The sequence below is a fragment of the Caballeronia glebae genome (assembly GCF_001545035.1).
GTDB lineage: Bacteria > Pseudomonadota > Gammaproteobacteria > Burkholderiales > Burkholderiaceae > Caballeronia > Caballeronia glebae.
Window position 1 is genome coordinate 139,241 of the sequence record NZ_FCOJ02000006.1, and the last position, 12,595, is coordinate 151,835.

Sequence of the window (12,595 nt, forward strand, 5' to 3'; positions counted from 1 at the left end):
CGCGAAGGCCGGCGCATGCAGGAAGCCGCGAGGTCATCCGCGAAACAAACATCGCAACGAGGAGAATCTTCATGCCGATTCGAGATCGAGCGCTCGCTCGCGCCTGCATCCGGACGATCGCGGCAAGCGCGCTCGTCGCCGTGAGCGCGGCTGCATCCGCCGCCAATCTCGGCTTCCTGAACAACACGCCGATCAGCTACATGAAGCAGCGCGACCTGCAGGCGCTCAACAACGCCGCGCAGACCGCGCTCAACACGAAGCAGGACGGCGAATCGCTCGACTGGGACAACAAGGGCGCGGGCAATCCGGTACCGATCAACGGCACGGTGACGCCGCAGGAGAGCTTCGAGTCCGGCGGGCTCAAGTGCCGCAAGATCACGCTCGTCGCGCACGCGAAAGGGCAGACGCAAACCTGGACGCCGACCGCCTGCAAGGCGAGCGACGGCAAGTGGAAACTCAAGAAGCAGTGATGAACCGGGCAAGCGATAGATGACCGCGCGCAACGTATCGTGCGGCGTCGTGATTCTCAACGAACAGGGCGACGTCCTGCTCTGTCACGCCACCGAAACCACGCACTGGGACGTGCCCAAAGGTGCCTCCGATCCCGGCGAAAGCCCGCGCGAGGCGGCGTTGCGCGAGCTCGTCGAGGAGACGGGCATCGTGCTGCCCGCTGAACGCCTGAAGGATCTCGGACGCTTCGTGTATCGCCGCGACAAGGACCTGCATCTGTTCGCGGTGCGTGTTTCCGAAGACGAAGTGAAGCTCGAAAACTGCGTGTGCAAATCGTATTTCCCGCGCTACAGCGACGGCACCATGATTCCCGAGATGGATGCGTATCGCTGGGTCAGCCCGGCGGACGTCGATCGATTCGCGAGCCGCAGTCTCGCGCGTCTCTTTCAGACGACGCTATCGCTCGCGGAGCTGCACGAGACGCTCTGACCGACGCGATCAGTCGACCGTGCGGTCGTTGGGATTGGCGAAGAGCGTCTTCATTTCCGGCGACATCGGGAATTGCAGGTTGATGCCGTCCGGCGGAATCGGGCGCATGAACCAGGTCTCGTAGAGCTTCGTGGCTTCGCCCGAGCGCTGCATGTTGGCGATCACCTCGTCGACGATGCGCTTGAACACCGGATCGCCTTTTCTCATCATGCAGCCATACGCTTCGTTCGCAAGCGACGCGCCCGTGACCGTGTACTCGTTGCGCGCGGCGCCTTCCTGCGCGATCTTGCCGTAGAGAAGCGGATCGTCCATCACGAACGCGACCGCGCGGTCCGACTTGAGCGCGGCGAACGCCTCCGCATGATCGCGCGCGCTGATGATGCGAAGGTTCAGCGTCTTGTCGATGCTCATCTGCCGCAACATGCGCTCGTCCGACGTGCCCGCCGTCGTCACTACCGTCTTGTTCGCGAGATCGCCGTAGTCGCGAATGCCGGACTTTTTCTTCACGGCCATGCGAATGCCGTACTGGAAAAAACTGTTCGAGAACGCGACGAGCGGATCGCGGTCGGCCACGTGCGCGGTCGAACCGCACTCCAGATCGACCTGATTGTTCACGACATACGAGATGCGGTTCGCCGACGTGACCATCACGTTCTTGACCGCGAGATTCGGCAATTTGAGGCGCTTCTTGATCTCGTCGACGACTTTCAGCGCGATGTCGTAGGAGTAGCCCACCGGCTGCTGCTTCACCGTGTACGAGAACGGCACCGACGATTCGCGCGTGCCCAGCACGATCGCGCCGTTTTCCACGATCTTGCGCAGCGTCGCGGAGGGCGGCAACTGATCGACGTTGGCTTGCGCCGTCGCGAGGTCGGCTGCGGTGGCGGCGAGCGCGCCGGCGGATGCGAACAGGAGCAAAGAGGCGAGGGCGGCGCTTCGTTGCGCCCGCGTGCGGTGCGGCGCGAAGGAATGCGGCTGCTTCATGATGTCCTCGTTAGAAGCGGCGGGCGTGGGTTCTGCGGGCTAAATCGAGGACGCCGCGTGGCCGCGCGGCGCCCTTCTTGCGTCGATATCAGGCCGGTTTGCCCCAACTGTCGCGCAGGCTGACGATGCGGTTGAACACGGGCTTGCCCGGCTGCGAATCCACACGGTCCGCGACGAAATAGCCGTGCCGCTCGAACTGGAAGCGGTCTTCGGCGTTCGCGTCACGCGCGCTCGGTTCGAGATAGGCGTTCGCGACGCGCTTCGAATCCGGGTTGAGCGCATCGAGGAACTCCGCGCCGCCCGCGCCGGGCTGCGGCTCCTTGAAGAGACGGTCGTAGAGGCGCACTTCGGCCGCGTAGGCGGTCGCCGCGCTGACCCAGTGAATCGTGCCCTTCACCTTGTAGTTGTTCGCGCCTTCCGTGCCCGACTTGCTGTCCGGGAAGTAGTTGCAGTGCACGGCGGTAACGTTGCCGTTCTCGTCCTTGTCCGCGCCCGTGCATTCCACGATAAAGCCGTACTTCAGGCGCACCTTGTTGCCGGGGAAGAGGCGGAAATAGCCCTTCTGCGGCGTTTCCTGAAAGTCCTCGCGCTCGATCCACAACTCGCGCGAGAACGGGAACGCGCGCACGCCGCGATCCGGATGATGCGGATGCACCGGCGCGCTGCATGCCTCGCTCTGTCCTTCCGGGTAATTGTCGATGATGAGCTTGAGCGGATCGAGCACCGCGATCGCGCGCGGCGCTTTCTCGTCGAGATCGTCGCGCAGCGCGCCTTCGAGGACGCTCATGTCGATCCACGAATCGACCTTCGTCACGCCGACGCGCTCGACCATCAGGCGAATGCTCTCCGGCGTGAAGCCGCGACGGCGCACACCGGCGATGGTCGGCATGCGCGGATCGTCCCAGCCGTCGACGTGATTGTCCTGCACGAGTTGCAGCAGCTTGCGCTTGCTGGTGATCGCGTACGTGAGGTTCAGGCGCGAAAACTCGATCTGCTGCGGCAGCGGACGCTGGAACACGCCGTCGTTCGCGAGTTGCGCGAGGAACCAGTCGTAGAGCGGACGATGATCCTCGAATTCGAGCGTGCAGAGCGAGTGCGTGATGTTCTCGATCGCATCCGACACGCAGTGCGCGTAGTCGTACATCGGATAGATGCACCACGTGTCGCCGGTACGGTAGTGATGCGCGAAGCGGATGCGATAAATGACCGGATCGCGCATGTTGAAGTTCGGCGACGTCATGTCGATTTTCGCGCGCAGCACGTGCTCGCCTTCCTTGAACTCGCCCGCCTTCATGCGGCGGAAGAGGTCGAGGTTTTCCTCGGGCGAGCGCTCGCGATACGGCGAATTAATGCCGGCTTCGGTGGCCGAACCGCGCGTCGCGCGCATCTCTTCGGCCGTTTGACTATCGACGTATGCCTGGCCTTTCTTGACGAGCATTTCGGCGTATTCGTACAGCTTGTCGTAATAGTCGCTCGCGAAATACTGGTGCTCGGCGCCGTTCTTGTTCCAGTCGAAGCCCAGCCATTTCACGGCGTCGATGATCGACTCGACGTACTCGACGCTTTCCTTCTCGGGGTTCGTATCGTCGAAGCGCAAATGGCACACGCCGCCGTAATCCGCGGCGAGGCCGAAGTTCACGCAGATGCTCTTCGCATGGCCGATATGCAGATAGCCGTTCGGCTCGGGCGGAAAGCGCGTCTCGACTCGCTGCAACCATTTGCCGGAGCGGTTGTCGTCTTCGATGATGTTGCGAATGAAATTGGATGGCGCCGGAGCGTCGTTTCGATCGGTGTTCATGCGGAAAAAGTGGCAGCGGATGCGCTCGCGCGCGTGAAACGGTTCGGGAAGCGTTCGCGGCGAAAGTGAACCGGAAACGCGTACGAAGGCCTTGAATATTGGGTCGATTCTACCTTACGCAATCATCTGAGGCTGGCGGCGACCGTGTTCGAAAAACAGCTTGCGGCCCGTTTTGTCGCGCGATTCGCACAGCCGCGCCGTTTCGCGGGTTCCGTTACAGGGTGTGCGGCTCGTCACGCGCTTCGTAACCGCCGTAACGGAAAGTAAATCGCGTTGAAAGGCGCACGCGCGGCCTTTTAAGATCGGCTCGCCTGCATCGGTCGCGCCTGTCTCGGCGGCGGCCATGCACGAAAAGCACAACACATCACAACGACAATACAAGGAAGCCCATCATGAAGAAGATCGCCCTCACGACGCTCAAGTTCGCCGCCGCCGCGCTCGTATCGAGTCTCGCCGCCTGCGCGAACGTATCCCGCCAGCAGGCTCACGCCGGGGTCGGCGCGGCCGCCGGTGGCGCGCTCGGCTATCTGATCACGGGCGGGCCGATCGGCACGGTCGCGGGCGCGGCGGCGGGCGGTCTGGTCGGCGCGGGCGTTCGCTGATCCTGAACGGATCCTGAGCCGATCCCGAACCGATCGGCTCAGATCGCGCCCGATTCGCGCAATCGTGCGATTTTCGCCTCGTCGTAGCCGAGCACCTGGGCGAGCACGTCCGACGTGTGTTCGCCCAACAGCGGCGGATGCGTGCGCGCTTCGGGCGGCGTCGCGCTCATCTTGATCGGGCTCGCGACGAGCTTCACCGTGCCGGCCGTCGGATGCGGCAGATCGATCTGCATTTTGCGCGCGAGCACTTGCGGGTCCTCGAACACCTCGCCGAGATCGTTGATCGGACCGCACGGCACGCCCGCCGCTTCGAGTTCGGCGAGCCATTCGTGCTTGCCTTTGCGACGCACCATGTCCGCGAGCATCGGCACGAGGATGTCGCGGTTGCGCACGCGCGACGGGTTCGCCGCGAAGCGCGCGTCGTCGGCCAACTCGGCGCGTCCGCCCGCCACGACGAACTTGCGGAACTGCCCGTCGTTGCCCACGGCCACGATGATCCAGCCGTCGCTCGTCTGGAAGGTCTGATACGGCACGATGTTCGGATGCGCGTTGCCCCAGCGCACCGGCGGCTTGCCGCTCGCGAGGAAATTGGTGTTCATGTTGGCGAGCATCGCGACCTGCACGTCGAGCAGCGCCATGTCGATGTACTGCCCTTCGCCCGTGCGGTCGCGGTGAGCGAGCGCGGTCAGCACGCCGATGGTCGCGTACATGCCGGTCATCAGGTCCGCGATCGCCACGCCTGCTTTCTGCGGACCGCCGCCGGGCTGGCCGTCGCGCTCGCCGGTGATGCTCATGAAGCCGCCGATGCCCTGCACGATGAAATCGTAGCCCGCGCGCGACGCATACGGCCCCGTCTGCCCGAAACCAGTCACCGAGCAATACACGATGTCGGGCTTCACCACTTTCAGCGATTCGTAGTCGAGCCCGTACTTCTTCAGTTGCCCGGCCTTGTAGTTTTCAAGGACGACATCGCTCTGCGCGGCCAGTTCGCGCACGATCTGCTGACCTTCCGCCGTCGCGATATCGACCGTCACCGAGCGCTTGTTGCGGTTCGCCGCGAGATAGTACGCGGCCTCGTGCGTGTCCTCGCCGCCGGGCGTTTTCAGGTAGGGCGGCCCCCAATGGCGCGTGTCGTCGCCGGTTTCGGGGCGCTCGATCTTGATGACATCCGCGCCGAAATCGGCGAGGGTCTGCGCGCACCACGGTCCCGCCAGCACGCGGGTCAGGTCCAGCACGCGGATATGGCTCAAGGCTCCCATTCGATGGCTCGCTCGCTCAGGTTGTCTCTCCGGATTGCGACTGTCGCACAGAACCGCCGTGCGCGCGATACCGGACGGCCCGAGCCCGCGCGCCCGCGCCCGGTCGCGTGCGGCGAATCCCGTATAATCGACAATCACCCTTGTTCCGCTGGCAGCGCCTGTAAAAGGCCGCCCGCGGGCGCCATCAAAGAACCGAAGACACGCCCCGTACGCTATGAAAGCCGCCGAAATACGCGAGAAATTCCTGAAGTTTTTCGAATCGAAGGGCCATACGATCGTGCGTTCGTCGAGCCTCGTGCCCGGCAACGACCCGACGCTGCTCTTCACCAACTCGGGCATGGTCCAGTTCAAAGACGTGTTCCTGGGCAGCGAATCGCGTCCGTACTCGCGCGCGACCACCGCGCAGCGCAGCGTGCGCGCGGGCGGCAAGCACAACGATCTGGAGAACGTCGGCTACACCGCGCGCCATCACACGTTCTTCGAGATGCTCGGCAACTTCTCGTTCGGCGATTACTTCAAGCGCGACGCGATTCACTACTGCTGGGAATTGCTCACGAAGGTGTACAACCTGCCGGCGGAAAAGCTCACGGTCACGGTCTACCAGGAAGACGACGAAGCCTTCGATATCTGGGCGAAGGAAATCGGCGTGCCGGTCGAGCGCATCATCCGCATCGGCGACAACAAGGGCGCGCGCTACGCATCGGACAATTTCTGGCAGATGGCCGACACCGGTCCGTGCGGCCCGTGCTCCGAAGTGTTCTACGACCACGGCCCGGAAATCTGGGGCGGCCCGCCGGGATCGCCTGAAGAAGACGGCGACCGCTTCATCGAGATCTGGAATCTCGTGTTCATGCAGTTCAACCGCGACGCGCAAGGCAACATGACGCCGCTGCCCAAGCAGTGCGTCGATACCGGCATGGGCCTCGAACGCCTCGCCGCCGTGCTGCAGCACGTCCACAGCAACTACGAGATCGACCTGTTCCAGACGCTCATCAAGGCTGCTGGCCGCGAGACGAATACCGCCGATCTGGAAAACAACTCGCTGAAGGTCATCGCGGACCACATCCGCGCGTGCTCGTTCCTGATCGTCGACGGCGTGATTCCGGGCAACGAAGGCCGCGGCTACGTGCTGCGCCGCATCGTGCGCCGCGCGATCCGTCACGGCTACAAGCTCGGCAAGAAGGGCGCGTTCTTCAACAAGCTGGTGGCGGATCTCGTCGCGGAAATGGGCCCGGCGTATCCGGAACTCACCGACGCGCAACAACGCGTGACCGATGTCCTGCGTCAGGAAGAAGAGCGCTTCTTCGAGACCATCGAGCACGGCATGTCGATTCTCGAAGGCGAACTCGCCGATCTGGAAAAGAAAGGCGTGAAGCAACTGGACGGCGAACTCGCGTTCAAGCTGCACGACACCTACGGCTTCCCGCTCGATCTCACGGCGGACGTGTGCCGCGAGCGCGGCGTGACCGTGGACGAACCCGCGTTCGACGACGCGATGGCGCGTCAGCGCGACCAGGCGCGCGCGGCGGGCAAGTTCAAGATCGCGGCGGGCCTGGAATACTCGGGCGCGAAGTCCACGTTCCACGGCTACGAAAAGGAAATCTTCGACGACGCGAAAATCCTCGCGCTGTATGTCGAAGGCGCATCGGTCAAGGAAGCGAAGGACGGCCAGCAAGCCGTCGTCGTGCTCGATCACACGCCGTTCTACGCGGAGTCGGGCGGCCAGGTCGGCGATCAGGGCGTGCTCGCGAACGTGAACGTGCGCTTCGCCGTCGCCGATACGCTGAAGGTGCAGGCCGATGTCGTCGGTCATCACGGCACGGTCGAGCAGGGCACGCTCAAGGTCGGCGACGTCGTGAAGGCGGAAATCGACGGCGTGCGCCGTGCCCGCACCGCGCGCAATCACTCGGCCACGCATTTGATGCACAAGGCGTTGCGCGAAGTGCTCGGCGGCCACGTGCAGCAGAAAGGCTCGCTCGTCGATTCCGACAAGACGCGCTTCGACTTCGCGCACAACGCGCCGATGACGGACGACCAGATCCGCCGCGTCGAGCAAATCGTGAACAACGAGATCATCGCGAATGCGCCGGGCGTCGTGCGCGTCATGCCTTACGACGACGCGGTGAAGGGCGGCGCGATGGCGCTCTTCGGCGAAAAATACGGCGACACGGTGCGCGTGCTCGATCTCGGCTTCTCGCGCGAGCTGTGCGGCGGCACGCACGTGCAGCGCACGGGCGACATCGGCTTCTTCAAGATCGTGATGGAAGGCGGCGTCGCGGCGGGCATTCGCCGCGTCGAGGCGATCACCGGCGACAACGCGGTGCGCTACGTGCAGGAACTGGATCAGCGCATCAACGCGGCGGCGGGCGTGCTGAAGGCGCAACCGTCCGAACTGACGCAGCGCATTTCGCAGGTTCAGGAGCATGTGAAGTCGCTGGAGAAGGAACTGGGCGCGCTGAAATCGAAGCTCGCATCGAGCCAGGGCGACGAACTGGTCTCGAAGGCCGTCGACGTTGCCGGCGTGCAGGTGCTGGCCGCTCAACTCGAAGGCGCGGACGTGAAGACGCTGCGCGAAACCGTCGACAAGCTCAAGGACAAGCTGAAGAGCGCGGCGATCGTGCTCGCATCGGTGGATGGCGGCAAGGTCAGCCTGATCGCGGGCGTGACGCCGGATGCATCGAAGAAGGTCAAGGCGGGCGAGCTCGTCAACTTCGTCGCGCAGCAGGTCGGCGGCAAGGGCGGCGGCCGTCCCGACATGGCGCAGGCGGGCGGCACAGAACCGGCCAATCTGCAGGCCGCGCTGGCCGGCGTGACGGGCTGGGTGCAGCAGCAGCTTTAAGCGCTTTTCGCGTTCCGGCAGAAACGCTGGCAGAAACACGGCTCGATCTGACGAAGATCGGGCCGTTTTTGCTTACGGGCTGTCAGGCACATTGCGTGCATCTCTCCGATCACGTTCAACTAGAAAAGGGAGATGCATCATGAATCGCAAAATCGCATTGATCGCACTGACGTCGGCCATGCTCGCCGCGACCGGCGTCGCGCAGGCGAAGGGTTGCATCGAAGGCGCGGCGGTGGGCGGCGTTGCGGGCCACGTCGCGGGCAAGCACGGCACGGCGGGCGCCGTGGGTGGCTGCGCGATCGGCCATCACGAAGCCAGCAAGAAGGATAAGCAGGCGCAACAGGCCAACGCGGGCAACGCGGCGAGCGCGCCGAACAGCAAGTAAGCATCGCTCGGACCGGCGCCGCGGCGTGCGCCGGTTCGAGCCGCTAAAATGGCCGGATCGCCGGCCGCGCGAGATCATCCGCTCACGCGCGCCTCGTTCAAGCAAGGCCATCAACGCGACCCCATGACAGCGCCCACGGACCCGATCCAACACTTCGCCTCCGACAATTACGCAGGTATCTGCCCCGAAGCGCTGCAGGCGCTGATTCAGGCCAACACAAGCGGCCACGAGCCCGCCTACGGCGACGATTCGTGGACCGCGCAAGTCTGCGATCGCATTCGCGATCTCTTCCAGACCGATTGCGAAGTCTTCTTCGTGTTCAACGGCACGGCGGCGAATTCGCTCGCGCTCGCTTCGCTTTGTCAGTCGTATCACTCGGTGATTTGCCACGAACTCGCGCATATCGAAACCGATGAATGCGGCGGCCCCGAATTCTTCTCCGGCGGCTCGAAGCTGCTCACGGCGAAGGGCGAGAACGGCAAGCTCACGCCCGACGCTATCGAAGAACTCGTCACGAAACGCGCGGATATCCATTATCCGAAGCCGAAGGTCGTCGCGCTCACGCAGGCGACGGAAATCGGTACCGTCTACACCGTCGAGGAAATTCGCGCGATCGCGGCCATCGCCAAGCGAAGGCATCTGAAGATCCACATGGACGGCGCGCGTTTCGCGAACGCGGTCGCAACGTTGAACGTGCATCCGTCGGAGATTACGTGGCGCGCGGGCGTCGACGTGCTGTGCTTCGGCGGCACGAAAAACGGCTTGCCGGTGGGCGAGGCGGTCGTGTTCTTCGACAAGGCGCTCGCCGCCGATTTCGCGTATCGCCTCAAGCAGGCCGGCCAGCTCGCCTCGAAGATGCGCTTCATTTCCGCGCCGTGGCTGGGTCTGCTGGATAACGGCGTATGGCTGCGCAACGCGCGTCACGCGAACGCGATGGCTTCGTTGATGGCCGAGCGGCTCGCGGGCATTCCCGGCGTTTCGTTGCTCTTCAAGCCCGAATCGAACGCGGTGTTCGCGGAATTGCCGGCGCATGTCGCTTCGGCGCTGCGCGCGAAGGGCTGGCGCTTCTATCAGTTCATCGGCTCGGGCGGCTGCCGTCTGATGTGCGCGTGGGATACGGAACGCGAGACCGTCGAACGCTTCGCGGCCGAAGTGCGCGCGCTCTGCGCGTCGACCTAATCCGGATTGACACTTCCGGCGTGCGGCTCCAACATGGGCCGCACTTCTTCCACCGATGCTGACGCCATGGCCTTTATCTTCTACCTGACCCACATTCATCTCGGCTACGACGCGCTGGAAACGCTGCAAAGCGAATGCGCGCGCGTCGGCATGAAACGTCCGCTCGTTATCACCGATAAAGGCGTGGCGGCGGCGGGCTTGGCCGAGCGCGTGATCGAGAGCGCGAAGCTCGGTGCGCTGCCGGTGTTCGACGACACGCCGTCGAATCCGACCGAAGCGATGGTCCTCGCGGCCGCCGCGCAATACAAACGCGAACGCTGCGACGGGCTGATCGCGGTGGGCGGCGGTTCGTCGATCGATCTGGCGAAAGGCGTCGCGATCGCCGCGACGCACGACGAGCCGCTCACGACCTTCGCGACCATCGAAGGCGGCAGCGGCAAGATCACGGAGCGCGCGGCGCCGTTGATCGCGGTTCCGACCACATCGGGCACGGGCAGCGAAGTGGCTCGCGGCGCGATCGTCATCCTGAACGACGGGCGCAAGCTCGGCTTCCATTCGTGGCATCTGCTGCCGAAATCGGCGATCTGCGATCCGTCGCTCACGCTCGGCCTGCCGCCCGGGCTCACCGCCGCGACCGGCATGGACGCGATCGCGCATTGCATCGAGACGTTTCTCGCGCCCGCGTTCAATCCGCCCGCCGACGGCATCGCGCTCGACGGCCTCGAACGCGCCTGGGCCAACATCGAGCGCGCGACGCACGACGGCCAGGACCGCGACGCGCGCTTGAACATGATGTCTGCGTCGATGCAGGGCGCGATGGCGTTCCAGAAGGGCCTCGGCTGCGTGCATTCGCTGTCGCATCCGCTGGGCGGGCTCGCGGTGAACGGGCGCACGTCGCTGCATCACGGCACGCTGAACGCGGTCGTGCTGCCCGCCGTGCTGCGCTTCAACGAGAGCGCGCCGACGGTCGTCGCGGACCGGCGTTTCGCGCGCATGCGCCGCGTGATGAATCTCGCCAATAACGCCGACATCGCCCAGGCCGTACACGACATGACCGCGCGCCTCGGCCTGCCGACGCGTCTCTCGCAGATGGGCGTCGACGCAAGCATGTTCGACAAGGTGGTGAAGGGCGCGCTGGCGGACCATTGCCACAAGACGAATCCGCGCGAGGCGAGCGCCGACGATTATCGACGCATGCTGACGGAGTCTCTCTGAGCGATGAGCAAGCCGTCTCCGACCACGCGCGCGGATTACGCGCACTTTCTGCCGATCAGCACGCGCTGGTCGGATAACGACGTCTACGGGCACATCAACAACGTCGTCTATTACAGCTATTTCGACACGGTCGTGAACGAGTATCTGCTGCGCGCGGGCGTGCTCGATTTCAGCGAGGGCGAGACCATCGGCCTCGTCGTCGAGACGCGCTGCAATTTCTTCGCGCCGGTCGTGTTTCCGGAGCCGATCGAAGCGGGCCTGCGCGTCGAGCGGCTCGGCAACACGAGCGTGCGCTACGAAGTGGCGATCTTCACGCAAGGCTCCGAAGAAGCCGCGGCGCAGGGACATTTCGTGCATGTCTATGTGGATCGCGTGACGCGCAGGCCGGTGCCGTTGCCCGCGCCGCTCGTCGATGCGCTGCAGCCGCTCATCACCGGTTGAGGGTCGCGTCTTGCTTCAGTGGTTCTGCGTGAGTCTGCTCAACGGCGTGAGCGTGGGATTGCTGCTCTTCATGCTGTCGGCAGGGCTCACGCTGATTTTCTCGATGCTCGGCGTGCTCAACTTCGCGCACGCGAGTTTCTACATGCTCGGCGCGTATGTCGGGCAGGCGCTCGCCGCGTATGGCGGATTCTGGTTTGCGCTGTTGTGCGCGCCGCTGATCGTCGGCGTCGCCGGGGCCTTGTTCGAACGCCTGTTATTGCGCCGCGTGCATGCGCGCGGCGCGCTCGCCGAAATGCTGCTGACGTTCGGCGCGGCCATCGTCATAGGCGAGGGCGTGAAGCTCGTCTGGGGACTCGGGCCTTTGCCCGCCGCCATTCCACGCGTGCTGGACGGACCGCTTTTCACGCTCTATGGCGCATCGTTCGCGCGCTATCGCGTGTTCATGATGACGGTCGCCGTCGTCATGCTCGGCGCGCTCTGGCTCGTCTTGCGCGCATCGAAAACGGGACTCGTCGTGCGCGCGGCGCTCACGCATCCCGCTACCGTTGAAACGCTCGGTCATGACGTGCCGCGCGTGTTCACCACCGTCTTCGCCGTCGGCACCGCGCTCGCCGCGCTGGGGGGCGTGATCGGGGCGCCGCTCGCGGTCGTGGAACCGGCGATGGCCGATGCGATGGGCCCGATCGTTTTCGTCGTCGTCGTGATCGGCGGGCTCGGCTCGCTCGGCGGCGCGCTCGTCGCGTCGTTGCTGATCGGCTGCGTGCAGACCTTCGCGGTCGGTGCAAGCGCGACGGCGGGTGGCATCGCCGCATCGTTCGGTGTGACGTTGCCGCCCGCATGGGGCGCGCTGACGGTCGCGCAACTCGCGCCGGTGCTGCCGTATCTGTTGCTCGTCGCGATGCTGGCCGCACGGCCGCGCGGACTTTTCGGCGAGCGCACGCGAGATGCTTAAGC

General features: G+C 64.6%; 13 protein-coding genes. 9 read left to right on the top strand and 4 right to left on the bottom strand.

Annotation, left to right across the window (positions count from 1 at the left end; translation table 11 throughout):
• Positions 1-71 precede the first annotated feature (71 nt).
• On the top strand, positions 72-470 hold the full coding sequence (locus tag AWB82_RS06315) for an RT0821/Lpp0805 family surface protein (protein ID WP_086966292.1): 399 nt from the start codon (positions 72-74) through the stop codon (positions 468-470).
• 19 nt (positions 471-489) lie between these two features.
• A complete protein-coding gene (locus AWB82_RS06320) occupies positions 490-939 on the top strand; it encodes an NUDIX hydrolase (protein WP_086966293.1) in 450 nt (149 codons plus the stop codon).
• Between the two features lie 9 nt (positions 940-948).
• Here AWB82_RS06320 and AWB82_RS06325 read toward each other — a convergent pair whose 3' ends face one another.
• From AWB82_RS06325 to AWB82_RS06335, 3 genes are all read right to left on the bottom strand, one after another.
• Complete coding sequence (locus AWB82_RS06325; RefSeq protein WP_086966294.1) at positions 949-1,923, bottom strand: transporter substrate-binding domain-containing protein; 975 nt, start codon at positions 1,921-1,923, stop codon at positions 949-951.
• Positions 1,924-2,011: 88 nt separating this feature from the next.
• Entirely contained in the window at positions 2,012-3,721 is a 1,710-nt protein-coding gene (locus tag AWB82_RS06330; RefSeq protein WP_086966295.1) for a glutamine--tRNA ligase/YqeY domain fusion protein, read from the bottom strand.
• A gap of 114 nt (positions 3,722-3,835) precedes the next feature.
• Positions 3,836-4,066, bottom strand: coding sequence for a hypothetical protein (locus AWB82_RS06335; RefSeq protein ID WP_086966296.1), 231 nt, complete (start codon positions 4,064-4,066; stop codon positions 3,836-3,838).
• A gap of 47 nt (positions 4,067-4,113) precedes the next feature.
• Between AWB82_RS06335 and AWB82_RS06340 the strand changes: the two genes are divergently transcribed.
• On the top strand, positions 4,114-4,323 hold the full coding sequence (locus tag AWB82_RS06340; RefSeq protein WP_086966297.1) for an ornithine carbamoyltransferase: 210 nt from the start codon (positions 4,114-4,116) through the stop codon (positions 4,321-4,323).
• A gap of 38 nt (positions 4,324-4,361) precedes the next feature.
• Here the strand turns inward: AWB82_RS06340 and AWB82_RS06345 are convergent, their stop codons facing one another.
• Positions 4,362-5,582, bottom strand: a complete 1,221-nt coding sequence (locus AWB82_RS06345; RefSeq protein WP_086966298.1) for a CaiB/BaiF CoA transferase family protein — start codon at positions 5,580-5,582, stop codon at positions 4,362-4,364.
• A 214-nt stretch (positions 5,583-5,796) separates the two neighbouring features.
• Between AWB82_RS06345 and alaS the strand changes: the two genes are divergently transcribed.
• From alaS to AWB82_RS06375, 6 genes are all read left to right on the top strand, one after another.
• Entirely contained in the window at positions 5,797-8,421 is a 2,625-nt protein-coding gene (gene alaS / locus AWB82_RS06350; protein WP_086966299.1) for an alanine--tRNA ligase, read from the top strand.
• 139 nt (positions 8,422-8,560) lie between these two features.
• Complete coding sequence (locus tag AWB82_RS06355; protein WP_086966300.1) at positions 8,561-8,806, top strand: hypothetical protein; 246 nt, start codon at positions 8,561-8,563, stop codon at positions 8,804-8,806.
• Between the two features lie 144 nt (positions 8,807-8,950).
• Positions 8,951-9,985, top strand: coding sequence for a threonine aldolase family protein (locus tag AWB82_RS06360; protein ID WP_086966340.1), 1,035 nt, complete (start codon positions 8,951-8,953; stop codon positions 9,983-9,985).
• 66 nt (positions 9,986-10,051) lie between these two features.
• Complete coding sequence (locus AWB82_RS06365) at positions 10,052-11,200, top strand: iron-containing alcohol dehydrogenase (RefSeq protein WP_086966301.1); 1,149 nt, start codon at positions 10,052-10,054, stop codon at positions 11,198-11,200.
• A 3-nt stretch (positions 11,201-11,203) separates the two neighbouring features.
• Entirely contained in the window at positions 11,204-11,641 is a 438-nt protein-coding gene (locus AWB82_RS06370) for an acyl-CoA thioesterase (protein WP_086966302.1), read from the top strand.
• Positions 11,613-12,593, top strand: coding sequence for a branched-chain amino acid ABC transporter permease (locus tag AWB82_RS06375; protein WP_200818054.1), 981 nt, complete (start codon positions 11,613-11,615; stop codon positions 12,591-12,593). The genes AWB82_RS06370 and AWB82_RS06375 overlap by 29 nt, the downstream gene beginning before the upstream one ends.
• Positions 12,594-12,595: the final 2 nt, after the last annotated feature.

Excerpts from the sequence above, each read along its gene's own strand:
- AWB82_RS06315 (WP_086966292.1), top strand. The coding sequence starts at position 72 with ATGCCGATTCGAGATCGAGCGCTCGCTCGCGCCTGCATCCGGACGATC.
- AWB82_RS06320 (WP_086966293.1), top strand. The coding sequence starts at position 490 with ATGACCGCGCGCAACGTATCGTGCGGCGTCGTGATTCTCAACGAACAG.
- AWB82_RS06325 (WP_086966294.1), bottom strand. The coding sequence starts at position 1,923 with ATGAAGCAGCCGCATTCCTTCGCGCCGCACCGCACGCGGGCGCAACGA.
- AWB82_RS06330 (WP_086966295.1), bottom strand. The coding sequence starts at position 3,721 with ATGAACACCGATCGAAACGACGCTCCGGCGCCATCCAATTTCATTCGC.
- AWB82_RS06335 (WP_086966296.1), bottom strand. The coding sequence starts at position 4,066 with ATGGCCGCCGCCGAGACAGGCGCGACCGATGCAGGCGAGCCGATCTTA.
- AWB82_RS06340 (WP_086966297.1), top strand. The coding sequence starts at position 4,114 with ATGAAGAAGATCGCCCTCACGACGCTCAAGTTCGCCGCCGCCGCGCTC.
- AWB82_RS06345 (WP_086966298.1), bottom strand. The coding sequence starts at position 5,582 with ATGGGAGCCTTGAGCCATATCCGCGTGCTGGACCTGACCCGCGTGCTG.
- alaS (WP_086966299.1), top strand. The coding sequence starts at position 5,797 with ATGAAAGCCGCCGAAATACGCGAGAAATTCCTGAAGTTTTTCGAATCG.
- AWB82_RS06355 (WP_086966300.1), top strand. The coding sequence starts at position 8,561 with ATGAATCGCAAAATCGCATTGATCGCACTGACGTCGGCCATGCTCGCC.
- AWB82_RS06365 (WP_086966301.1), top strand. The coding sequence starts at position 10,052 with ATGGCCTTTATCTTCTACCTGACCCACATTCATCTCGGCTACGACGCG.
- AWB82_RS06370 (WP_086966302.1), top strand. The coding sequence starts at position 11,204 with ATGAGCAAGCCGTCTCCGACCACGCGCGCGGATTACGCGCACTTTCTG.
- AWB82_RS06375 (WP_200818054.1), top strand. The coding sequence starts at position 11,613 with ATGCGCTGCAGCCGCTCATCACCGGTTGAGGGTCGCGTCTTGCTTCAG.